Annotated in this window: 23 protein-coding genes and 1 other RNA gene; 7 read left to right on the top strand and 17 right to left on the bottom strand. The window is 18.5% G+C overall.

Features of this window, described 5'->3' with window-relative positions; genetic code table 11:
* Positions 1-23 precede the first annotated feature (23 nt).
* Positions 24-1,868 (top strand): exodeoxyribonuclease V subunit alpha, encoded by a 1,845-nt coding sequence (recD, locus tag GJU01_RS02040; RefSeq protein ID WP_168868174.1) that lies wholly within the window; start codon positions 24-26, stop codon positions 1,866-1,868.
* A gap of 25 nt (positions 1,869-1,893) precedes the next feature.
* Here the strand turns inward: recD and rplS are convergent, their stop codons facing one another.
* The 5 genes from rplS to GJU01_RS02015 are packed head-to-tail and all read right to left on the bottom strand — an operon-like array spanning position 1,894 to position 5,217.
* On the bottom strand, positions 1,894-2,250 hold the full coding sequence (rplS, locus tag GJU01_RS02035) for a 50S ribosomal protein L19 (protein ID WP_168868173.1): 357 nt from the start codon (positions 2,248-2,250) through the stop codon (positions 1,894-1,896).
* Positions 2,251-3,027, bottom strand: a complete 777-nt coding sequence (gene trmD / locus GJU01_RS02030; protein WP_168868172.1) for a tRNA (guanosine(37)-N1)-methyltransferase TrmD — start codon at positions 3,025-3,027, stop codon at positions 2,251-2,253.
* 26 nt (positions 3,028-3,053) lie between these two features.
* Positions 3,054-3,581, bottom strand: coding sequence for a ribosome maturation factor RimM (gene rimM / locus GJU01_RS02025; RefSeq protein WP_168868171.1), 528 nt, complete (start codon positions 3,579-3,581; stop codon positions 3,054-3,056).
* A gap of 16 nt (positions 3,582-3,597) precedes the next feature.
* Entirely contained in the window at positions 3,598-3,837 is a 240-nt protein-coding gene (gene rpsP, locus GJU01_RS02020) for a 30S ribosomal protein S16 (RefSeq protein WP_168868170.1), read from the bottom strand.
* Between the two features lie 9 nt (positions 3,838-3,846).
* Positions 3,847-5,217 carry a signal recognition particle protein gene (locus GJU01_RS02015; RefSeq protein ID WP_168868169.1) on the bottom strand — a complete coding sequence of 457 codons (1,371 nt, stop codon included), beginning with the start codon at positions 5,215-5,217 and terminating at the stop codon, positions 3,847-3,849.
* A 139-nt stretch (positions 5,218-5,356) separates the two neighbouring features.
* Here GJU01_RS02015 and GJU01_RS02010 point away from each other — a divergent pair, with 139 nt between their 5' ends.
* Together GJU01_RS02010 and GJU01_RS02005 are read left to right on the top strand one after the other, a co-directional pair.
* Positions 5,357-6,103, top strand: a complete 747-nt coding sequence (locus tag GJU01_RS02010; RefSeq protein ID WP_168868227.1) for a Nif3-like dinuclear metal center hexameric protein — start codon at positions 5,357-5,359, stop codon at positions 6,101-6,103.
* Between the two features lie 105 nt (positions 6,104-6,208).
* Complete coding sequence (locus tag GJU01_RS02005) at positions 6,209-7,597, top strand: basic amino acid/polyamine antiporter (RefSeq protein WP_168868168.1); 1,389 nt, start codon at positions 6,209-6,211, stop codon at positions 7,595-7,597.
* A gap of 91 nt (positions 7,598-7,688) precedes the next feature.
* Here GJU01_RS02005 and nrdB read toward each other — a convergent pair whose 3' ends face one another.
* From nrdB to priA, 4 genes are all read right to left on the bottom strand, one after another.
* Positions 7,689-8,819 (bottom strand): class Ia ribonucleoside-diphosphate reductase subunit beta, encoded by a 1,131-nt coding sequence (gene nrdB, locus GJU01_RS02000; protein WP_168868167.1) that lies wholly within the window; start codon positions 8,817-8,819, stop codon positions 7,689-7,691.
* A 36-nt stretch (positions 8,820-8,855) separates the two neighbouring features.
* Positions 8,856-11,138 (bottom strand): class 1a ribonucleoside-diphosphate reductase subunit alpha, encoded by a 2,283-nt coding sequence (gene nrdA / locus GJU01_RS01995; RefSeq protein WP_168868166.1) that lies wholly within the window; start codon positions 11,136-11,138, stop codon positions 8,856-8,858.
* Between the two features lie 485 nt (positions 11,139-11,623).
* Positions 11,624-13,510, bottom strand: coding sequence for a tRNA uridine-5-carboxymethylaminomethyl(34) synthesis enzyme MnmG (gene mnmG / locus GJU01_RS01990; RefSeq protein WP_168868165.1), 1,887 nt, complete (start codon positions 13,508-13,510; stop codon positions 11,624-11,626).
* A gap of 60 nt (positions 13,511-13,570) precedes the next feature.
* Positions 13,571-15,640 carry a replication restart helicase PriA gene (gene priA / locus GJU01_RS01985; protein WP_168868164.1) on the bottom strand — a complete coding sequence of 690 codons (2,070 nt, stop codon included), beginning with the start codon at positions 15,638-15,640 and terminating at the stop codon, positions 13,571-13,573.
* Positions 15,641-15,744: 104 nt separating this feature from the next.
* Here priA and rpmE point away from each other — a divergent pair, with 104 nt between their 5' ends.
* Positions 15,745-15,966 carry a 50S ribosomal protein L31 gene (rpmE, locus tag GJU01_RS01980; RefSeq protein ID WP_168868163.1) on the top strand — a complete coding sequence of 74 codons (222 nt, stop codon included), beginning with the start codon at positions 15,745-15,747 and terminating at the stop codon, positions 15,964-15,966.
* A gap of 92 nt (positions 15,967-16,058) precedes the next feature.
* Here rpmE and rpmG read toward each other — a convergent pair whose 3' ends face one another.
* From rpmG to grpE, 3 genes are all read right to left on the bottom strand, one after another.
* A complete protein-coding gene (gene rpmG / locus GJU01_RS01975; protein ID WP_168868162.1) occupies positions 16,059-16,223 on the bottom strand; it encodes a 50S ribosomal protein L33 in 165 nt (54 codons plus the stop codon).
* A gap of 11 nt (positions 16,224-16,234) precedes the next feature.
* Positions 16,235-16,453 carry a 50S ribosomal protein L28 gene (gene rpmB, locus GJU01_RS01970; RefSeq protein WP_168868161.1) on the bottom strand — a complete coding sequence of 73 codons (219 nt, stop codon included), beginning with the start codon at positions 16,451-16,453 and terminating at the stop codon, positions 16,235-16,237.
* Between the two features lie 97 nt (positions 16,454-16,550).
* Positions 16,551-17,225 carry a nucleotide exchange factor GrpE gene (gene grpE, locus GJU01_RS01965; protein ID WP_168868160.1) on the bottom strand — a complete coding sequence of 225 codons (675 nt, stop codon included), beginning with the start codon at positions 17,223-17,225 and terminating at the stop codon, positions 16,551-16,553.
* A gap of 277 nt (positions 17,226-17,502) precedes the next feature.
* On the opposite strand from grpE, the gene smpB reads away from it, so the two are divergent.
* Together smpB and ssrA are read left to right on the top strand one after the other, a co-directional pair.
* The gene (gene smpB, locus GJU01_RS01960) at positions 17,503-17,979 is read left to right on the top strand and encodes an SsrA-binding protein SmpB (RefSeq protein WP_168868226.1); all 477 of its coding nucleotides are present in this window, start codon (positions 17,503-17,505) and stop codon (positions 17,977-17,979) included.
* A gap of 8 nt (positions 17,980-17,987) precedes the next feature.
* Positions 17,988-18,347, top strand: a transfer-messenger RNA (tmRNA) gene (ssrA, locus tag GJU01_RS01955).
* A 28-nt stretch (positions 18,348-18,375) separates the two neighbouring features.
* Here the strand turns inward: ssrA and typA are convergent.
* Positions 18,376-20,208, bottom strand: a complete 1,833-nt coding sequence (typA, locus tag GJU01_RS01950) for a translational GTPase TypA (protein WP_168868159.1) — start codon at positions 20,206-20,208, stop codon at positions 18,376-18,378.
* A gap of 120 nt (positions 20,209-20,328) precedes the next feature.
* Between typA and yihA the strand changes: the two genes are divergently transcribed.
* Positions 20,329-20,934, top strand: coding sequence for a ribosome biogenesis GTP-binding protein YihA/YsxC (gene yihA / locus GJU01_RS01945; protein ID WP_168868158.1), 606 nt, complete (start codon positions 20,329-20,331; stop codon positions 20,932-20,934).
* Between the two features lie 40 nt (positions 20,935-20,974).
* Here yihA and GJU01_RS01940 read toward each other — a convergent pair whose 3' ends face one another.
* From GJU01_RS01940 to GJU01_RS01925, 4 genes are all read right to left on the bottom strand, one after another.
* Positions 20,975-21,847 (bottom strand): 5'-3' exonuclease, encoded by an 873-nt coding sequence (locus GJU01_RS01940; RefSeq protein WP_168868157.1) that lies wholly within the window; start codon positions 21,845-21,847, stop codon positions 20,975-20,977.
* 43 nt (positions 21,848-21,890) lie between these two features.
* Positions 21,891-22,568: a DsbA family protein gene (locus tag GJU01_RS01935; RefSeq protein ID WP_168868156.1), complete on the bottom strand. Its 678-nt coding sequence runs from the start codon at positions 22,566-22,568 to the stop codon at positions 21,891-21,893.
* Positions 22,569-22,685: 117 nt separating this feature from the next.
* Positions 22,686-23,411, bottom strand: coding sequence for an RluA family pseudouridine synthase (locus GJU01_RS01930; RefSeq protein WP_246208940.1), 726 nt, complete (start codon positions 23,409-23,411; stop codon positions 22,686-22,688).
* A gap of 35 nt (positions 23,412-23,446) precedes the next feature.
* On the bottom strand, positions 23,447-23,635 hold the full coding sequence (locus tag GJU01_RS01925; RefSeq protein WP_168868155.1) for a S4 domain-containing protein: 189 nt from the start codon (positions 23,633-23,635) through the stop codon (positions 23,447-23,449).
* Positions 23,636-23,682 lie beyond the last annotated feature (47 nt).

The following is a 23,682-nucleotide window of genomic DNA, read 5'->3' as shown; positions in this document are numbered from 1 at the left end:
TTAAAAATATTAATATAAAACATATGAATTATTTTTTTAAAAAATTATGTGAAATAGGTATTATTAGACTAATTGATTTTTATTTTGCTTCTATTTTTACTTCCGACAAACAAGAATTTTTAAAATATGCAATATCATTACTTAGTAAAAGTATTAGTAAAGGTAATATTTGTTTACCAATATCTAAATTATCTCTAGAGATATATACTAAAAATATACCTTTTTTAAAAAAAATAAAAGAAATAAATAAAGTTAAAGATTGGGAAAAAATATTATTTGATAATAATAAAATTATTAATAATGGTAAACAAATTACTCCTATCATTTTAGAAAATAATTGTTTATATTTATATAAAATATGGGAGGAAGAAAATATAATAATTAAAAATTTTATTAAAAATAATTTTCACTATATAGATCCAAATAAAATTAAATATATATTTAATATTTTATTTGATCATAATAATAAAAATATTTATCAAAAAGAAGCATTATGTGCAGCTTTAACACATAGAATCAGTATTATTAGTGGTTCTCCAGGCACAGGAAAAACTAGTATAATATCAAAGATAATTTTTACATTTATTAAAATTTATCAAAAACCATTAAAAATTAAAGTTGTAGCAACTACAGGTAAAGCATCTGTTAGATTAATCTATTCTATAACTAAATTTTTTAAAAAAATATCTTCAAATTTAATAAATAAAGATGAAAAAAAAAGTGTTCCTAAAAAAACAAGTACTATACATCATTTATTAAAAATGAAAATTTATAATAAAAAAAGTTTTTACAATAAGGAAAATTTATTAGATTTAGATCTATTAATAATAGATGAAGCATCTATGATTGATTTTAACTTAATGTTTATTATTTTTAAAATTTTACCTAAAAAAACAAATTTAATATTATTAGGAGATGAATATCAATTACCATCAATAGAATATGGTAGTATGCTAAAAGATTTGTGTTATTTTAAGAAATTTTTTTTTACAAAACAATATTTTTTATGGTTAAACTCTATTAATAATAATAAATTAAAAAAAAATTATAATATTCCTAAAGTCTTTTTCCGTAATTTTATTACCGAATTACAATATAATTATAGATATTCCACAAATTCTAACATTCATAAATTAGCTATAATGATTAAAGAAGGAAATATAAAAAAAATTAAAAAATTATTTTTAAAAAAAAATTTTGATGTGAATTTTATTAATATAATTAATGATAAAAAATATATATTAATGATTAATTCATTTATTCATAAATATGAAAAATATTTTATTTTTTTAAAAAAACAAAATAATAATCATAAAAACATTTTATACTATTTAAATAATTATCAAATTATATGTGCTATTAAAAACGGTTTATTTGGCACGAAAATAATTAATAAGATTATAGAAAAAGAATTATTTAATAAAAAAAATTTAATTAAGAATATTAGAAAAGATAATTGGTATATAGGAAGACCTATTATTATTACTCAAAATAATAATTTTTTAAATTTATTTAATGGAGATATTGGAATTACTTTTTTTGACGAAGTTGATAAAAAATTAAAAATTAAATTTTTATTAGCTAATGGAAAATATCAAATTATATCTATTAAAAACTTACCTGCTTATGAAATTGCTTATGCAATAACTGTACATAAATCTCAAGGATCAGAATTTAATAATATTTCATTAGTTTTACCAAATAAATTTTATTCTATATTAACTAGAGAATTAATTTATACTGCTATTACAAGAGCTAAAAAAAAAATAAATATTTATGGTAAAAAATCAATTTTTTATAAAGCAATAAAAATTAAAATTAAAAGATATTCCAATATAAAAAAAAAAATAATGTACTATTTAAAATAAATATTAATTAATATTATTTTTAATTTTAAATTAACCGTTCTTTAATTCGTGCTGCCTTACCAGTTAATTTACGTAAATAATATAATTTTGCTTTTCTTACCTGACCTTTTTTTTTAACTAAAATAGAATGAATTATTGTAGAATATAAAGGAAAAACACGTTCAATTCCAAAACCATTTGATAATTTTCTAATTGTAAAAGAACAATTAAAACTATTTTTTTTTCTTAATGAAATAACAATACCTTCAAAAGTTTGAAGTCTTTTTTTTTCTCCTTCAACGACCCAAATTTTTATTTCTAATGTATCTCCTGATCTAAATAAAGGAAATTTTTGATAATTTTTCATTTGTTTTTTTTCTAAGTAATTAATGATATTATTCATTTAATCATACTCCATAACATTATTTTTTTTTAAAAAAGAATTTTTAAATTTATTAAACAAAATTTTTTCTTTTTTTGTTAATATTTTTTTTTTAAATAAATCAGGTCTTTTTAACCATGTTATACCTAATGCTTGTTGTAATCTCCACTCTTTTATTTTTTTATGATTTCCTGATAATAATATTTTAGGAACAATATTTTCCTTTAAATTTTTTAATATTCTAGGACGTGTATAATTAGGACATCCTAATAATCCATTATTAAAAAAAGAATCAGTATTATTTGATGATATTCTATTTAATACACCAGGAATTTGTCTAACTAATATATCTATTAATATCATAGCAGGTAATTCTCCCCCACTAAGAATATAATCTCCAATTGAGACTTCTTCATCTACAAAATTAGTAATAATTCGTTCATCAATACCTTTATATCTTCCGCAAAGAAATATCATTTTATTATATGATAATAATTTTTTAATATAAGAAATATTAATTTTTTTACCTTGTGGAGATAAATAAATTATTTTAACATTATTTTTCATTTCTAATTTTGCTTTAGAAATAGTTTCTATTAATGGTTCTGCTTTTAATATAACACCACCACCTCCTCCATATACAGTAGAATCTATTTTATTAAATTTGTTTTTCATGTAATTTCTAGGATTCCAAAAACTAATATTTAATAATTTCTTTTTTATACTTTTATTAATTAATCCGTATTTAATAACTGTTTCAAACATTTCTGGAAATAAACTAACGATACTAATCCACATAATAATTTTTTATTTTATTTATAAAACTATAAATTCCAGTTTACTTTAATAATACGATTAATTAAATCAATACTTTTAATTATATTAGGTTTAATAAATGGAATTAATATTTTTTTATTTTTCATATATAAATTATTAGATTTAATTATGATAATATCATATATTTTTGTTTCTATTATATTTATAATTTTACCAAAATAAATTTTATTAATATTTAATACATGACATCCAATTATATCATTCCAATAATATTCTTGTTTATTTTTATATTTAACTAATTCATGCTTAAATATATAAATTTTATGATGAATAAAATTACTAATTTCGTTAGGACTATTAATATTATTTATTTGAACAATAAAAAACTTTTTTTTTTTTATATATTGATTAACTTTTATAAAAAAAATGTTTTTTATATTATTTAATATAAATAATTTTTTGTAAAAAAAAATATTTTTTTTATTTTGAGTATAAGAAAATAATCTAATCCATCCTTTTATACCATAAATTTTACCAAATTTACCTAAAGTTATTTTTTCTTTTAAAATATTCATGAATAAATTTATTAATTTATTTAATTAAACTATTAACTCTTTTTGAGAGTACAGCACCTTTAGATAACCAAAAATTTATTCTATCCCTATTAAATTTTAATATTTTTTTTTTAATATTTTTGTGTAAACCTAAAGGATTAAAATAACCTAATTTTTCTATAAAATATCCATCTCTAGAATTTCTACTATCAGTAACAACTATTTGATAAAAAGGTTTTTTTTTAATTCCTTTTCTAGATAATCTAATTTTAACCATAATTTATACCTAATGTTTTAAATTAAAAAAATTTTTTACATATCTAATTATTTTATTAATATTATTATTTTTTTTCATTTTTTTAGTAACTAACATCATTTGATGATATTGTTTTAGTATAGCATTTATTTTTAAAATAGAAACTCCAGATCCTAAGGATATTCTTTTTTTTCTAGAATAATTAATTATATCTACATTTTTTTTTTCTAATTTAGTCATAGAATTCATTATTGTTTTAAGATTATTTATAGTAGCACTATCTATATTTAAAATATTCATAATAGGATGAGTAGAATATATATTATTAATTTGCATTTTTTGTAATAAATAAGTAATATTTTTATTACCTATTTTTTTTATTTGTTCTAATTGTTCTAAAAAATCTTGTAAACTTAATTTATTTTTATTTTTTAATTTTTCAATTAATTTTTTATTTTTTTTTAAATCAATTTTATTTTTAATATTTTCAATAATAGCTAATTCAGAAGGCATCCCTAATATTTTAGAAGCAATAATTTCAGGAGTAAATATTGCAATATTATTTATTTTTTCCCCATTACCAATAAATTTTATAGGTTTTTTAATTATATATTTTACAGATAAAACAGCACCTCCTCTAGTATCACTATCAGTTTTAGTTAAAAAAATACCTGTTATAGATAATAATTTATTAAATTTTTTAGCACTATTAATAGAATCTTGTCCAGTCATAGCATCTATAACAAAAAAAGTTTCTATAGGACATAATAAATTAGAAATATTTTTTATCTCTTCCATCATTTTTTGATTAATATGTAGTCTTCCTGCTGTATCTATAATTAATACATCGTAAAAATTTGTTTTAGCATAATAAAAAGCTTGTTTAGATATTTCTATAGGAGAGATATCAGAATTTATATTAAAAAAATTAATTTTTACACTTTGTGCTAAAATTTTTAATTGTTGTATAGCAGCAGGTCTATATATATCTGTTGATGCTACTAAAATTTTTTTTTTATATTTTTTTTTTAAAAAATATGCTAATTTTACCACACTAGTTGTTTTTCCTACTCCCTGTAATCCAGTAAATAATATTACAGCTGGAGGTTGAGTAGCTATATTAATATTTTTATTCGAGGAATCCATTAATTTAATTAAATTTTCGTGTATTAATTTTATAAATTCCTGACCTGGAGTAAAATTATTATTAATTTTTTTACCAATAGCTTCTTTTTTAATTTTATTAATTAAATCTTTAATTACTTCTAAAGCAACATCTGATTCTAATAAATTAATATAAATTTCATTTAAAGTATCTTGAATATTTTTTTCTGTTAAACGTCCATAGTTTCTTATTTTTAATAATATTTTAGATAATTTATTACTTAAATTTTCAAACATTTAAATTCCTCACACAAATTTTATTTATTTCTAAAAAAAATCTTTTTTCATCTTAAAAAAGAAATTTTTAATTTCCTAAAATTAAAAAAAAAATATAAATTTATTTTATAAATAAAATAAATATTAGTAAAATAATATGATAAAAAATAAAAAATTAGAAATGATTATTAATAATAAATTAAATAATAATACTAATACAAAAGATTATATACCTAATGGATTACAAATAGAAGGTAAAAAATATATAAAAAATATTATAATGGGTGTAAGTGCTTGTCAAAAATTATTAGATATTGCTGTAAAATATAAAACAGATGCTATTATAGTTCATCATGGATATTTTTGGTATCATGAATCTCCAATTATTAGAGGATTTAAAAAAAAAAGAATATTTACAATTTTAAAAAATAATATTAATTTATATAGTTGGCATCTTCCTTTAGATGTTAATCAAGAAATAGGAAATAATATTTATTTAGCTAAATTATTAAATATTAATATTACTGGAAAAATTAATCCTTTTATTTTTTACGGATATTTAAAAAATAAAATCAATATAAAAAATTTTCTTTTTAAAATAAAAAAAACACTAAATAGAATACCATTACATTTTGGGGAAAATGCTCCAAAAAAAATTTATAAAATTGCCTGGTGTAGTGGAGCAGGACAAAAATTTTTTGAAGAGGTTATAAAATTTGATGTAGATGTTTTTCTTACAGGAGAAGTATCAGAAATGAATATTCATATTGCTAATGAGAATAAAATTCATTTTATTAGTGCTGGACATCATGCAACTGAAAAAGGAGGAGTAATTATGTTAGGAAAATGGTTAGAAAAAAAATTTAAGTTAAAAACTAATTTTATAGATATATATAATCCAGTATAAAACAATAATTATTTTTCATAAAATTTATATAAAAATATCTTATTATAAATTTTATTAAAATAAAAAAATCAAGTTAATAACTTATATAGAAAAAAAGGAATTATTTTGAATAAAAAATTAAATTTAATATCACTTACATCTTTAGTACTTAGTTCTATGTTAGGAGCTGGAGTATTTAGTTTGCCACAAAATATGGCTATAAATGCAGGACCTTTAGCTTTAATTATAGGTTGGAGTATTACTGGTATTGGAATTATTTTTTTAGCAACAACATTATTATTACTTAATAAATTAAAACCTAATTTACAAGGAGGAATTTTTTCATACGCAAAAGATGGATTTGGAAATTTAATTGGTTTTTATTCTGCATGGGGATATTGGTTATGTGCTATTATAGCTAATATTTCTTATTTAGTTATTGTATTTTCTGCTATTAGTCTTTTTGTTGATACTCCAAATCATATTATTTTTAATAATGGAAATACATGGCAAGCTATATTAGGAGCTTCTACTTTATTATGGTTAGTTCATTTTTTATTACTTAATGGAACACAAACTGCTTCTATTATTAATATACTAACTACATTATGTAAATTAATTCCTTTAATTATTTTTATATTTTTATCTTTTATTGCTTTCAACTTTAAAATATTTAAAATAAATTTAATGGGATTAAATTTAAATATTCCTATTTGGGAACAAATTAAAAATACCATGTTAATAACATTATGGGTATTTATTGGAGTCGAAGGTGCTGTAATTTTATCATCTAGAGCAAAAAAAAAAAATGATGTAGGTAAAGCTACTTTATTAGCAGTTATTATTGCATTATTCATATATTTATTAGTCACTTTATTGTCTTTTGGGATTATGGATAGAATCGATTTAGCAAGTATGCGTAATCCTTCAATGGCAGGAATAATGACAATTTTAATTGGTCATTTTGGAAATTTATTTATTGCAATAGGATTAATTATATCAGTCTGTGGAGCATATCTTAGTTGGACTATTATGGCAGCAGAAGTACCATATATAGCATCTAAAAATAATATATTTCCTTATATATTATCTAAAAATAATATTAATCAAGCACCTTCATATGCCTTATTATTTACAAATATAAGTATGCAAATATGTTTAATATTAATTTGGATAACTAAAATTGATTATAATAGATTATTAACTATTGCATCTGAAATGATATTAATACCATATTTTTTAGTAGGTGCATATTTATTTAAAATATCTTTAAAAAAAAACAAATTTAATTTATTTATAAGTTTTGGTTCTTGTTTATATTCTATATGGTTATTATATGCAGCTGGATTTTTAAATTTATTATTATCATTAATATTATATACTCCTGGATTAATATTTTTAATATTAACTAAAATTAATAACCCTAATATCTTATTTTTAAATAAAATAGAAAAATTTATCTGTTTTATTTTATTAATATTATCCTTTTATGCTTTATATTTTTTAATAAAATAAATATTTAATTTTTGCTTAAAAATAATATATAATCAAAATTAATTATGACTGTTATTAACATGTGAATTATAACAGTCATGAAATAATAGATTTATAATTTAAAACTTTTAAATTTTTTAATATCTACTGTAGAATCAATTTGTCCTATCAAATAAGAGCTAACTTCTACCTCTTGAGGTGCCATTTGTACATTATCTGAAATTAACCAAGAATTAATCCATGGAATAGGATTTGGTATCCTAGAAAATGGACTTTTTAATCCAACTTTTTCCATTCTAATATTAGTAATATATTTTATATATTTACATAAAATATTTTTATTTAATCCTAACATTGAACCATTACAGAATAAATATTCTGCCCATTTTTGTTCCTGTATAGATGCATTTAAAAATAATTGATAACATTGTTTTTGACATTCAATAGCAATTTTTGCCATATCTTTGTCTTCTTTCCCCTTTTGCATCATATTAATGATATATTGTGTACCTATTAAATGTAAATATTCATCTCTAGCTATAAATCTAATTATTTTAGCATTACCCTCCATTAATTCTCTTTCTGCGAAAGCAAATGAACATGCAAAACTTACATAAAATCTAATAGCTTCTAAAATATTTACACTCATTAAACATAAATATAACTTTTTTTTTAAATCATATAAATTAATAGTAACTTTTTTTTTATTTATTACAAAAGTACCTTCACCAAATAAATGCCAGTAACTAGTCATTTTAATAAGATCATCATAATATTTTATTATATCATTTGTACGAAGAATTATATTATTATTAGTTACAATATCATCAAAAATTATTGATGGATCATTTACAATATTTCTAATTATATGTGTATATGACCTGGAATGTATTGTTTCAAAAAAAGACCATGTTTCTATCCATGTTTCTAATTCTGGAATAGAAACAAGAGGAAGTAATGCTATATTAGGGCTTCTACCTTGAATAGAATCTAATAAAGTTTGATATTTTAAATTACTAATAAATATATGTTTTTCATTTTTTGGTAAATTTTGATAATGAATACGATCATATGATATATCTATTTCTTCAGGTCGCCAAAAAAAACTTAATTGTTTTTCTATTAAATTTTCAAAAATATGATATTTTTGTTGATCATAACGAGAAACATTTACAGATTGTCCAAAAAACATAGGTTCTTTTAATTGATTATTTTTTTTTTTTGAAAAAGTAGTATAACTCATTTAATTATCCTAATTGTAATCAAAAATTATTTAAAATTAAATTATACAAGTTCCATTCAAACATCCATTATTGTCTTCTAAAAAATTTTCATTTTGATTATCTTTTGCACCATCTCGAGTATTTTGATAGTATAAAGTTTTAATACCTAATTTGTATGAAATTAATAAATCTTTTAATAATTGTTGCATTGGTATTTTATTTTTATCAAAACGATTAGGATCATAATTAATATTTGAAGAAATAGATTGATCAATAAATTTTTGCATTATACCTATTAAATTTAAATATCCATTATTATTAGGAATATCCCATAATAATTCATATTTTGTTTTTAATTTTAAAAATTCAGGAACTACTTGTTTTAAAAGACCATTTTTAGATGTTTTTATACTAATAAAACCTCTAGGAGGTTCTATACCATTAGTTGCATTTGATATTTGAGAAGAAGTTTCAGATGGCATTAAAGCTGATAAAGTTGAGTTACGTAATCCATATTTTTTTATATTTTTTCTTAATTTTTCCCAATTATAATGTAAACTTTCTGTATGGATATTATCAATAAATTTTTTATAAGTATCAATAGGTAAAATACCTTTTGAGTAATTAGTATCCTTAAATAATGGACAAGATCCTTCACTTTTAGCTAAATTATTAGATGCTTCTAATAAATAATATTGTATAGCTTCAAATGTTCTGTGTGTTAAATTATTTGCACTATTGTCAGAATAACGTACATTATTTTTTGCTAAATAATATGCAAAATTAATTACTCCAATACCTAATGGTCTACGGCCTAAAGCTGAATTTTTAGCAGCAGGAATTAAATATTTTTGATAATCTAATAAACAATTTAATGCTCTTACAATTAAATTTGATAAATTTTTTATTTCTTTTAAATTTTTAATTTGTCCTAAATTAAAAGCAGCTAAAGTACATAATCCTATTTCTCCATTAGGATCATCAATTTTATTTAAAATTTTTGTTGGAAGAGTAATTTCTAAACAAAGATTTGATTGTTTTATTGGAGCTACTTTAGAATTAAATGAAGAATGAGTATTACAATGATCAACATTTTGAATATATATTCTTCCTGTTGAAGTACGTTCTTGCATCATTAATGAAAATAAATTTACAGCGCTTATTTTTTTTTTTCTAATTTTATTATTTTTTTCGTATTCTTTATAAAGTTCATTAAATTTTTTTTGATTCGAAAAAAAAGTTTCATATAGATCAGGAACATCTGAAGGACTAAATAAAGTAATTTTTTCACCTTTAATTAATCGTTGATATAATAATTTATTAATTTGTACTCCATAATCAAGATGTCTTACTCTATTATTTTCTACTCCTCTATTATTTTTTAAAACTAATAAATTAGTAATTTCTAAATGCCATAAAGGATAAAATAAGGTACCAGCACCACCTCTTACTCCTCCTTGTGAACAAGATTTAATTGCTGTTTGAAAATGTTTATAAAAAGGAATACATCCAGTGTGTAATGCTTCTCCATTTCTAATAGGACTACCTACCGCACGAATTCTCCCTGCATTAATACCGATACCTGCTTTCTGAGAAACATATTTTACTATACTACTAGTTGTAGCATTAATTGAATCAATGTTATCTCCACATTCAATTAAAATACATGAACTAAATTGTTTTGTAAGAGTTCGTACTCCAGACATAATTGGTGTTGGTAAAGAAATTTTAAATGTAGAAATAGCTTCATAAAATAATTTAATATAATGTAGTCTGTTCTTAGATGGATATTTAGCAAATAAACATGCTGCAATAAGTATATATAAAAATTGAGCACTTTCATAAATTTTACCTGTAATCCTATTTTTAACTAAATATTTTCCTTCTAATTGTTTAACAGCAGCATATGAAAAATTCATATCACGATTATGATCAAGAAATTTTTCCATTAAATTAAAATCTTTTTTTGTATATTTTTTTAAAAGAAATTTGTCATATTTTTTTAAATCCACCATATTTGTTATATGATCATATAATTTAGGTGGAATAAATTTACCATATGCTTCTTTTCTTAAATATGAAATAGTTAATCTAGCTGCCATATATTGATAATCAGGATTTTTTTCTGAAATAAGATCTGCTGTGATTTTAATTATAATATTATGAATATTTACTGTACTAATTTTGTTATATATTTGTAGAAATAATTGTTTTTTTATTTGTGATAAAGATATTTTTTGTAAATTTTGTGATGCATAAGATAATAATATGTTTATTTTATCTATATTTATTAACTCTTTACATCCATTTCTTTTTATAACAAATAAATTTTGTTTCATATATAATACCTTTTAATATAAAAAATATAAATAATATATTAAATAAATTTAGAAAAATTAATTTTATAAAAATATTTAATTAATTTTTTATTTAAAAAATAAAAAAACAGAATTTCTATCTTAAAAATATTTATTTAATAATAATAAATTTAATAACATTACAAGTATAATTAATATTATTATTTTTATTATATTTTAATATAATTAGTAATTAATTTAATAATATTAATAATATTAGTAATATAATTTTTTTAACAAAATTTATAAAAATAGCTAATAATATTTTAAATTTATTTTTAAAATATATTGTTTTATATTAAATTTATTTTTTTTAAAAATTTTATTATTTTAAAATAATTCTATTAATTATTTTTTTATAATTTTTTATATAACATAAAACTTCTTATTTTTAAATAAATAAAATAATATTATTATCTAATTAAATTTTTAAAATTTAATAAAAGATTAAGAATTAATAGATTATATTAATATATATTTTTATTCTTTAATAAAAAAATTAAAAGTATTGAAATATCTGCTGGTGTTATACCTGGTATTCTAGAAGCTTGCCCAATAGTAAAAGGTTTATAGAAACTAAATTTATCTATTGCTTCATGTGATAAACTTTTAATATTAAAATATTTAATATTTGTTGGTATTAATGTTTTTTCATTTTTTTTAAATTTCTGAATAAATTTTTTTTGTCTTTTTATATATCCTTGATATTTTAATTCTGTTTCAATAAATTCAAGAGTTTCTATATTTTCTTTTTTAAAATTAAATATCTTTAATTTTATTAAATCCAAATAATTAATTTCAGAACGTTTTAATAAATTTATACCATTTATATTTTTTTTAATAGGATTATGTAATAAAAGATTTATTTTTTTAATATTTTTTTTATCATGTAAATTAATACAAAAATTTTTAATTTTTTGATATTCTTTTTCAATATTTTCTAATTTTTTATTAAATTTTTGCCAACGTAAATCATCTACTAAACCTAATTTACGGCCTATTTCTGTTAATCTTATATCTGCATTATTTTCACGTAATATTAATCTATATTCGGCTCTAGAAGTAAACATACGATATGGTTCTTTTGTTCCTAAAGTACATAAATCATCTACTAATACTCCAATATATGCTTGATTTCTTAATGGAAACCAATGTTTTTTATTATCAATTAAAAGAGAAGCATTTAATCCAGCAATTAATCCCTGTGCAGCAGCTTCTTCATAACCAGTAGTACCATTAATTTGTCCTGCAAAAAATAATCCTTTTATAAATTTACTTTCCATTGTAGGTTTTAATCCTCTAGGATCAAAAAAATCATATTCTACAGCATATCCTGGTCTTGTAATATAAGCATTTTCTAAACCTTTAATAGATTGTATAATTGAACATTGCATATCAAAAGGAAGACTTGTTGAAATACCATTAGGATAAATTTCATTACTTAATATACCTTCTGGTTCTAAAAAAATTTGATGTTTATCTTTATCTGGAAATCTAATAATTTTATCTTCAATAGAAGGACAATATCTAGGTCCTTTACTTTTAATTAAACCACTATATACTGGACTTTTAATAATATTATCAAGGATTATTTTATGTGTATTTTTATTAGTATATGTAATATAACACGGTAATTGTTTAGGATGTTGTTTTGAATTACCAATAAAGGAAAAAAAAGGTAACGGATTATCACTATATTGAATTTCTAATTTAGAAAAATTAATACTTTTTTTATTAATTCTAGGAGGAGTACCTGTTTTTAATCTACCTTTTGTTAAAGGTAATTCATTTAAAAAATCAGCTAATTCTGTAGATGAAGGATCATTAATTCTTCCTCCATAATATTTATTATTTAATCCAATATAAATTTTACCATTTAAAAAAGTACCAGTAGTTAAAATTACAGTTTTTGTATTAAAAATATCATTATTTTTAGTAATAATACCTACTATTTTATAATTTTTAATTATAATTTTTTTTACTTCTTGTTGAAAAATAAATAAATTTTCTTCTTTACTTAAAAGTAGTTTAATTTGAGATTTATATAATTCTCTATCTGCTTGTGCCCTTGTTGATCTAACTGCAGGTCCTTTACTAATATTAAGTATTTTAAAATTAATTCCAGAAAAATCAATAGCAGTAGCCATTACTCCATTTAATGCATCTATTTCTTTTACTAAATGACTTTTTCCAATTCCACCTATAGCAGGATTACAAGACATTTGTCCTATTGTATCTATATTATTTGTAATTAAAAGAGTTTTTTTTTTCATTTTAGCACTAGCTATAGCAGCTTCTGTTCCAGCATGCCCTCCACCTATAACTATTACATCAAATTTATTGAAATTAAACATAAAATTATTTACCATATTTAATAATAAAATATTAAATTATTTTATTTTTATAATTTATAATTATGTTGGATCAACATTAACTATGAATTTAATTTTATTAAAATTCATAATTTTTTTTACTATAGAAATAGTATAATTTATAATAAATTGTAATTTACTTTTTAAGTTATGTTGTAAAATGATTTGTTTTCTAAATAATCCTCTTCTTTTATTTTGTAATAATGACAAAGGACCAATAATAAAAAAATTTTTTTCATTTAGATATTTATACATTATTTGTTTTTTTAATGTTTCTAAAAAATTTAACAAAATTTTTTTATCATAAGATTCTAAAATTAGCACAATATGATTAGTATAAGGTGGTAATAACATGATTTGTCGTTCTTTTAAAAGAAAATGTGCAATATTATAATATTCATTATATTTTTTAAATATTTGTACAATAATTTTATTATATGGATAATTCGTTTGAAGAATCACTTTTTTTTTTTTTTTAATACTTATATCTACATGATTATTTAATATATTGAAAATATATTGAGAAAAATATTCTGTCATTTTAAAATTTTTAGAAAAAAAGATATTATCTATATTTAAGATAATAATTAAAGTATTAATTAAAAAAGAAAAATATTCTTTATATAAAATTTGAGAAGAAATTATTATTAATGGTTTATTATTTTTAATTAACAAAATTTTTTTTAAAAAATTTTTATTATTAATATTTAAAATTGATGTATTTGGAAATAATTTATTTAAAAATTCTATTAATTGTTCTTGTCTGATACCTATTGGTATAAAAAAATTTTTTTTACATAAAGGACAAAAATCTAACATATTTATATTTTTTTTACAATATATACAATATAATTTCCATAATTTTTTAAAAAAAATATAATTTTGGTTACAATTTTTACATTTTAAAGGTTTTTTACAAAAATTACAGAATATAAGATTAGAATATCCTTGATGTTTATAATATATAATAATTTGTTCATTATTTTTAATACATAATTGTATTTTTTTTATTAAATTTTTATGAAATAATTGTAATTTAGAGATTTGTTGATTTACTTCTAAAACTAAAAACTTAAAAAAGTCTGTATATAATATTTTTTTATCATTTTTAAATAAAAATTTAAATTTTCCGATATTTATATTATATAATGTTTCTAAACTTAATGTTTTTGAACTTAATATAATAGGAATATTTTCTATTTTTGCTCTTAAAATAGCGATATTTTTTATATTATACTTATATATATTTGTTTTGTTATATATAAAGTGATGTTCTTCTACTAAAAAAATTAATCCTAATTTTAAAAATTGTGTAAAAATAGTAAATTTTGTACCAATAATAATTAATATTTTACCGTTTTTGATATTTTCCCAAATTGATAATGTTTTTTGATTTTTAAAATTTGAATATAATAAACATATTGAAATATTTAATTTAGATATAAAATACTGATATAAGTAAATAAAATAATATTCTTGGGGTACTATTATTAAAACTTGTTTTTTTTGAGATATAATTATTTTTATAATATTTAAATAAATATTTATTTGTTCAAGAAAAATAATATTATCTTGTGTTATCCATACATAAAATTTGTTCTGAAAATCTGTTTTTTTTAAAAATTTTAATATTTTATGTATATTTTTTTCTTTAAAATGATTATTTTTATTTTTATTTAACAAAAAATTTTTTATGTTAATATTATTATATAATTTTATTAATTTAATATTATTACCAATATTTATTTTTTCTACGAGTAAATTATTTTTTAAATTTATTTTATATTTATTTTGTTTTCTAAAAAATATTGGTAATATTTGAAATAAAATAAATCCAATTGGATATTTATAATATTTAGAAATTTGATTTGCAAAATTTAAAATTGAAGAATTAAAAAGTGATTTTTTATCTAAAATTTTATGTAAAAATTTTAATTTTTTTATAGATATTTTAGAATAATTATTAACTTCTATAACTATTCCTATATAATTTTTTTTTTTTATAGGGACTATGACTCTACATCCAATATAAATTGGTATTTGTTTAGGTAATAAGTAATCTAATTTATTATATATAACAAAATTGTTAAATACTACTTTAATAATATTCATAATTTCAAGTTTTTGTTTTTTTTATAAAAATTTCCTTGTAATAATAAAATATTTTTATAAAATATGTAAATAGATAGTTTTTAAAAATATATTATTGGTAATTTATGAAAAAAAATATCCATCCCGAATATAATAAAATTACTATAAAATGTTCTTGTGGTAATACTATTCATACTAGATCAACTTTAAAAAATAATAAAGAATTAAATTTAGATGTATGTTATATATGCCATCCTTTTTATACTGGAAAACAAAAAAGAACTGATACTAAAGGACGTGTTGAAAATTTTAAGAAAAAATTTAAAAATTCTAAAATATTTGAATAATTTTTTTTAAAAAATATTAATCAATAATTGTTAATTATTAAAAACATTATTGATTAATATAATCTTAATTATTAAATTTAAAAAATTAAACTCTATTTAATTTTTTTTTCTTTATATAATACATGTTTTCTAATATAAGGATCAAATTTTTTTATTTCTAATTTTTGTGTATTTTGTTTATTTTTAGTAATAGTATAGAAATGACCAGTTTGAGCAGATGAAATTAATTTAATTATAATGCGTGTTTTTTTTGCCATAAAAATAACCTTTATTTTTTATATAAATAAATATTTTCAATACCTTTTTTATTTATTAATCTCATACCTTTAGCAGATACTTTTATATTTATAAATTTTTTTTTTTTTTCTAACCAAAATTTATGATAATGAATATTTGGTAAAAATTTTCTTTTAGTTGCATTCATTGCATGAGAACGATTATTGCCTTTTATAGTTTTTTTACCTGTTATTTGACAAATTTTAGACATTGATAAAATCCTATTTTTTTGAATTTTTTCTTATATTTTATTGAAATAATATGTTCATTAACTATAAATAGTTAACAAACATATTATCAAAAAAATATTAATTATTATTAATTTTTTTAATTTTAGATACAATTACCATTGCTGGTCTTAATAATCTCATATTAAGATAATATCCTTTTTGTAAAATTTCTAAAATATAATTTTCTTTTATTGTATCTGATTCTATAATAGACATTGCTTGATGTTTAGTTGGGTCAAAAGGTATATTAATTTCATCTATAATACTCACACCAAATTTTTTAATTAATACTAATAATGATTTTAGTGTTAATTCAATTCCTTCTATTATAGATAAATCAATATTATTTTTCTGTTTTTTTTTTAAATCTATAGCTCTTTCTAAATTATCTATTACTGGTAATAATTCATTGATAAATTTTTCTAATGAAAATTTATAAGCTTTTTCTATATCTAATAAAGCTCTACGTCTTATATTTTCAATTTCAGACTGAGAACGTAGTTTTAAATCCCATATATTACTTTCATTTTTTTTTAATTTATTTTTAAGTTCAATAATTTTAATTTTATAATTATTATTTTGTTCTATAAAATATTCAATATTATGTTTTTTACCATTTTCAGTTTTATTTTCATTTTTACAATTTTTTTCTTTTATATCATTATCTATATTTATATTATTTAATTTTTTATTATCATCTTTTTTTTCTATATTATTATTTTTAATATTATTTGATGATTGATTATTTTTCATATATTATCCTTATATAAGTTTTATATAAAATTTTAAAATAAATACTTATTATAAATAAATAATATATATTATTTTTTATAATAATAAATATTAAAAAATGTATTAAATAATTATAAAATAAATAATTTTATAAAATATAAATTTTAAATTAATCAAATATTATATTTATTTAATAAATAATAAAATTTTAATATATAAAAAAATATTTTCTTAAAAAATATATGTTATTTAATATGTTGATATTATCAAATATAAATACTATAATTAATGATATTTAATAATAAAATATTTTTATAATGGAAAAAAAAAATATATTATTTTTAATAAAAAAGTTTATCATAATTTTTTTATTAAAGAAAAAATTAATGCAGGTCTTGTTTTACAAGGTTGGGAAGTAAAATCATTAAGATTAAATAGAGTTAGTATTATTAATAGTTATATAAGTTTCTTATATAATAAAGTTTATGTTTTTAATTTAAATATTAATCCTATAAAAACAATTTGTAATCATATAAAATATGATAATAATAGAAAAAAACAATTATTATTACAAAAAAAAGAAATAGAATTATTAAAAAATTATATAAATTTAAAAGGTTTTACTGCTGTAGTTATTGGTCTTTTTTGGAAAAAATCCTGGTGTAAATTAACAGTTGCTGTTGTTAAAGGTAAAAGAAAATACGACAAAAGAAATATTATAAAAAATAAAGAATGGAGTATTAATAAATTACGTTTATTAAAAAAAAATATTTGAAAATTTATGGGGCTGATTATGGATTTGACAAAATTATAAAACTTGAAGAGCATGTCAAGGAACGGTAGGCCTTGTAAAAAAACCGTGCAATATAGCTGCAAATACTCAAAAATATGCTTTAGCAGCATAAAAAACTGCAGGAAGCCCTGTTTCTTATTATTTTTCTCTTTGATAAAAGTAAATAGGTCATAAAAAAGAGATCGTATATAATTAGTCTTAAAATTATATACTAAAGTAATAATTAGACTATATAATATAAAACTAAGTTTTATCAGTTTATATTAAAAAATTTTTATAAGATAAAACTAAACATGTAGTTCTGAAAGTGTAGTAATTTTGGACGGGGGTTCGAATCCCCCCAGCTCCAATTACTTTTTTTTTAATAAATAATAGTATTTAAATTTTTATATTTTTTATTAATTTGCGCTGGGATTTGGTTAAATATTTTTTTCGAATACGAATTGATTTTGGTGTAATTTCTACTAATTCGTCATGATTAATAAAGTCTATTGCTTCCTCTAATGATATTTTTTTTACAGGAATTAAATTAATAGGATTATCATTACCTGATGCTCTCATATTAGTTAATTTTTTATTAATTAAACAATTTACAGTAAGATCATTTGATTTATTATGTATACCTATTATCTGTCCTTCATAAACTTTCTCTCCTGGATTAATAAATAATTTACCTCTAGATTGTAAATTATGTAAAGCAAAAGAAACTGCATAACCTTCTTTATTTGCAATTAAAACACCATTATTTCTTGCTCCTATTACAGGATATTGGTTAACATCATAATGACTAAAGAAAGAATCCATTATACCAGTACCTGAAGTTATATTTATAAATTCACTTCTAAAACCAATTAATCCTCTACTTGAGATAATAGCTTCAATTTTAATTCTATTATTATAATCATCTAAAATAATATTATTTATAATAGCTTTTCTTTTACTAATTAATTGAATTATATTACCTTTTTTCTCTTGTTTAAAATCTAAAATTAATATTTCAAATGGTTCTTGTTTTTTACCATTAATTATTTTAGATATAATTTCAGGTTTAGATACGGATAGTTCAAATCCTTCTTTTCTCATATTTTCTATTAAAATAATTAAATGTAATTCTCCTCTCCCAGAAACAGAAAAAATATTATTATTTTTTGTTTTAGTTATTTTTAATGCAATATCATTTAAACATTCTTTATTAATTCTATTAAATATTTTATTAGATGTTATCTGTTTTCCTTCCATACCAGAAAATGGAGAATTATTTACATGAAATAACATACCTATTTTAGGATTTTCTATCTTTATAGGTGGTAAAGATATATAATGATTAATATCACAAATTGTATCAGAAATATTTACATCCTCAAATCCTGAACCAGCAATACCTATAATATCACCAGATTTAGCATTATCATTATAAATAGGGTTTAATCCTATATTAAATATAATATATAAAATTTTAGCTTTTATTACTTTATTATTTTTTTTAATAATATTAACATATTGATTTTTTTTAATATTTCCATTATTTATTAAACCAATACAAATATTACCTATATATTTATTATATTCTATTTGAGATATTTGCATTTGGAATGGTTTATTAATATCTCCTTTAGGAGAAGGAACATATTTAATAATAGTATTTAATAATATATCCATATTTTTTTTCATTTTATTAACATCATATCCAGAACTTCCTTTTAGTGCAGAAGTATATACTATTGGGAAATCTAATTGTTCATCAGAAGCATTTAAATTAACAAATAAATCAAATATTTGATTTATTACCCAATCAGGTCTAATAGAATTCCTATCTATTTTATTCACTACTACAATTGGTTTTAAATTGTAGGAAAAAGCTTTTAATGCAACAAATCGTGTTTGAGGCATAGGACCCTCCACAGCATCAACTAATAATAATACAGAATCTACCATTGATAAAACACGTTCTACTTCTGCGCCAAAATCGGCATGTCCAGGAGTGTCAATAATATTAATTTTATAATTTTTCCAAAAAATAGATGTATTTTTTGAAAAAATAGTTATTCCTTTTTCCTTTTCTAATACATTACTATCCATTATTCTATTTATATTAGAACTATTTTTAAATGTATTTTTAAAATAATCAGATTTTTGTAATAATTTATCTATTAATGTAGTTTTTCCATGATCTATATGTGCAACAATAGCTATATTACGTATTTTTTTCATAAAGAAATCCTAATAAAATACTATTTAAATTGTGTAAATTTTTTATTAATATATAATTAAATTATATTTAATAAAAATATTAACATTTTATGTTTTAATAATTGTAATTATATAAAAATAATGAATAATTTTAATAATATTAATTTTAGTTATAGTACTTTAAATATTAATACTTTAACTAATATAATTAATAATCGTGATATTGCATTTATTGGTTATTCTAATGTAGGTAAATCTACTATTATAAATATTTTACTTAACAAAAAAATAGCTTATGTTAGTAAAATTCCTGGATCTACATTATTTATAAATGTATTTGAAAATAGTAAAAAAAAAATACGTTTTTTAGATTTTCCAGGATATGGATATAATAAATTCATTAAAAAATATAAATTTAAATATTATAATATTTTACGCAAATACTTAAAATATAAAAATTCATTAAAATTAGTTATTCTATTAATTGATATTCGTAATTTTTTAAAAGAAATAGATTTAATAATTTTAAAAAAAATTATTTTTTATAAAAAACCAGTCTTATTAATATTAAACAAAACTGATAAAATATCTAAAAAAAATATACAAAACAATAAAATTAAAATAATAAAAATTTTAAAAAAAAAACTTAATAATTTATTTTTGAATAATATTAAAATAATTACATTTTCTTCAGTTAAAAAAAAAAATTTAAAAAAAATAAGACATTATATTAATTATTGGATATAATTTAAATATTAATAATAAATAGAATGACATACAAAATAAATTATAAATAATGTAAATTTAATTTATTAAACTCATATTTTTGAAATAAATATTTTAAATAATTTATTTTCGTTTTTTTTTTAAATTTGAAAAAATTAAAATAATTTACATCTAAAATGATATTAGTTTTAATTTTTGTTAATTTATGATATAAAAAAACTAATTTTTTATATTTTATCAATTTTTTTTTTATGTTATAACCTCCTCGAAAATTAGTATTATTAATATTATTTATATTTTTATAAATATTTTTTAAATTTCCTAATTTATTTATTAAATTTTGACTTATTTTATTTCCTATTCCTGGAACGCCAGGAATATTATCAATGGAATCACCACTTAATGCTAGTAAATCACTAATAAATTTTGGGTATACTCCATATTTTTTATATATCTCTTTCGGTCCAGAAATAGAATAATTGATAGGATTTATTATTTTTATATTTTCATTCACTAATTGTGTTATATCTTTATCTAAGCTAAAAATAAAAACTAAATAATTTTTTTGTTCTGCTATTATCGATAAAGTACCAATTATATCATCTGCTTCTATATTTTTTATAGATATAAAACTATATCCCATTGCCTGTATAATTTTTAATAAAGGTTTAATTTGTAAAATTAAATTATCAGGCATCTTGTTTCTTTTTGATTTATATTCATTAAAAATTTTTTTTCTAAAAGATTTACCTTTAGTATCAAATATAATTAAAAAATAACTATTTATGTTCATTTTTATAATCTTATTAAAAATTTTAATAAAACCATATATTGCACCAGTAGGATACCCTTTAGTACTAATTAAATTAGGTAAAGCATAATAAGCGCGATATAAACAAAATGATCCATCAATTAAAATTATTTTTTTTTTCATATTTTTAAATATACTTGCAAATATATCTTTTTTTTAAAAATTTCTATTTTTTTAAAAGTTTTTTTATTAAATTAATATAGTTTTGATAAAAATTATCATTATCACTAGTAAATAATCCAGAAATGTTTATTACAAATTTATTATTAATATATACATCTGGGACTAAATGTATATTAAGTTTTTCAACTATATCATATTCTTTTTCAAATAATGTTTTTGCTATATTGCTATTCCATGCTGCATCAAACATATTACCTGTAATTCCAGCTTTTCTAACAAAAATTCTTTTTATAGAATTATAATCATGAATAGATGATGTATTATGAATACCATCAAACATTGGTTCAATTATTTTATCTTGTACATTTAGCATTTTAGCAACAACCCAAGCATATCCTAATATAGTAGATAAACCTGATTCTTGCCCCATTTTGCTATAGTGAATTTTTATAATTTTTACATTTTTAGGTATTTTATTTTTTAAAGCTTTTTGATGACTACCTGTATAAAATTCATAACAATGAGAACATAGAAATGAAAAAAATTCAACTATAACTGGTTTTTTCCCAAATTCTTGAATAAATAATTGTTGTTCTTCTTTTGTTAATTTATCATACAAAGAAAAATTAGATAATGTATTAGATGCTAAACAATTATTAGTTGTAACTAATAATAAAAAGAACATACTAAAAAACAATATATATTTTTTTATATTTATCATATTTTTTATCACTCTTAATTAAAAAACATAATTTAATCTTATTATAAACTAATTAGTTATTTTAATAAAATTATTTTTCAAATAAATATGTTTATTATTTTTTTTAATATTTTAATTTTACTTTTTTTTTAAAAAATTAATTAGATTATTTATATCATTAGGTAATATTGAAAACAATTTAATATTTATATTAAAAAATGGATGCATAAATTTTAAATAACAAGCATGTAAAGCTTGTCTTTGAATAATTTTATTAATTTTTTTTTTATAAAAATTCTTAATTAAACAAATATTTTGAAATTTTTTATAAACTGGATCTCCAACAATACTATGATTTATATATGATAAATGAACTCTAATTTGATGTGTTCTTCCTGTGTGTAATCTAATTCTTAAATGAGTATGATTTTCAAAAATGTTTTTTATAAAATATTTTGTTATTGCTTTTTTGCCTAATGAATTAATCTGCATATAAATATTATGTTTTTTATATATACGTTTTATTGGATAATTTATTATTCCGTTAGTTTTAATTATTCCATATACAATAGCTTCATATTCTCTAATAATATTATGATTTTTTAATTCCTTTTTTAAAAATAAATATGAATTCATATTTTTTGCTATAATCATTAATCCAGTTGTATTTTTATCTAGTCTATGTATAATGCCTGCTCTAGGTATATCTCTTAAATCAGGATAATAATATAATAAAGAATTAAATAAAGTATTATTTTGATTTTTATTTGCAGGATGTACAACTAAATTAGTTGGTTTATTTATAACTAAAACATATTTATCATCATAAACTATATTTAAATTTAAATTTTGTGCCTTCCATATATTACTTTTATTTAAAATTAATATTTTAATTTTAATTATATCTTTAAAAAAAATTTTTTTTTAGGCATATTTATAATGCTATTATTTATTTTTACATTATTATTAATAATAATTTTTTTTATTTGTGATCTTGAAAACTGTATAATTTTTTTTGCAAGAAATATATCTAATCTGTTTTTATCATATTTTAAACAAACCTTAAAAATTAAATTTATATATTTCATATATTTAATATCTAGAATTTAATAATTAAATTATTATAATAATATAT

The sequence above is a fragment of the Enterobacteriaceae endosymbiont of Donacia vulgaris genome, from assembly GCF_012568445.1.
In the GTDB taxonomy this organism is placed as follows: domain Bacteria; phylum Pseudomonadota; class Gammaproteobacteria; order Enterobacterales; family Enterobacteriaceae.
The sequence above is the reverse complement of the archived record's forward strand: the minus strand, read 5'-3'. Positions and strand labels throughout refer to the sequence as shown.

Coding starts and splice junctions, on each gene's coding strand:
- recD (WP_168868174.1), top strand. CDS start 24: ATGAATTATTTTTTTAAAAAATTATGTGAAATAGGTATTATTAGACTA.
- rplS (WP_168868173.1), bottom strand. CDS start 2,250: ATGAATAATATCATTAATTACTTAGAAAAAAAACAAATGAAAAATTAT.
- trmD (WP_168868172.1), bottom strand. CDS start 3,027: ATGTGGATTAGTATCGTTAGTTTATTTCCAGAAATGTTTGAAACAGTT.
- rimM (WP_168868171.1), bottom strand. CDS start 3,581: ATGAATATTTTAAAAGAAAAAATAACTTTAGGTAAATTTGGTAAAATT.
- rpsP (WP_168868170.1), bottom strand. CDS start 3,837: ATGGTTAAAATTAGATTATCTAGAAAAGGAATTAAAAAAAAACCTTTT.
- GJU01_RS02015 (WP_168868169.1), bottom strand. CDS start 5,217: ATGTTTGAAAATTTAAGTAATAAATTATCTAAAATATTATTAAAAATA.
- nrdB (WP_168868167.1), bottom strand. CDS start 8,819: ATGAGTTATACTACTTTTTCAAAAAAAAAAAATAATCAATTAAAAGAA.
- nrdA (WP_168868166.1), bottom strand. CDS start 11,138: ATGAAACAAAATTTATTTGTTATAAAAAGAAATGGATGTAAAGAGTTA.
- mnmG (WP_168868165.1), bottom strand. CDS start 13,510: ATGTTTAATTTCAATAAATTTGATGTAATAGTTATAGGTGGAGGGCAT.
- priA (WP_168868164.1), bottom strand. CDS start 15,640: ATGAATATTATTAAAGTAGTATTTAACAATTTTGTTATATATAATAAA.
- rpmE (WP_168868163.1), top strand. CDS start 15,745: ATGAAAAAAAATATCCATCCCGAATATAATAAAATTACTATAAAATGT.
- rpmG (WP_168868162.1), bottom strand. CDS start 16,223: ATGGCAAAAAAAACACGCATTATAATTAAATTAATTTCATCTGCTCAA.
- rpmB (WP_168868161.1), bottom strand. CDS start 16,453: ATGTCTAAAATTTGTCAAATAACAGGTAAAAAAACTATAAAAGGCAAT.
- grpE (WP_168868160.1), bottom strand. CDS start 17,225: ATGAAAAATAATCAATCATCAAATAATATTAAAAATAATAATATAGAA.
- typA (WP_168868159.1), bottom strand. CDS start 20,208: ATGAAAAAAATACGTAATATAGCTATTGTTGCACATATAGATCATGGA.
- yihA (WP_168868158.1), top strand. CDS start 20,329: ATGAATAATTTTAATAATATTAATTTTAGTTATAGTACTTTAAATATT.
- GJU01_RS01940 (WP_168868157.1), bottom strand. CDS start 21,847: ATGAAAAAAAAAATAATTTTAATTGATGGATCATTTTGTTTATATCGC.
- GJU01_RS01935 (WP_168868156.1), bottom strand. CDS start 22,568: ATGATAAATATAAAAAAATATATATTGTTTTTTAGTATGTTCTTTTTA.
- GJU01_RS01925 (WP_168868155.1), bottom strand. CDS start 23,635: ATGAAATATATAAATTTAATTTTTAAGGTTTGTTTAAAATATGATAAA.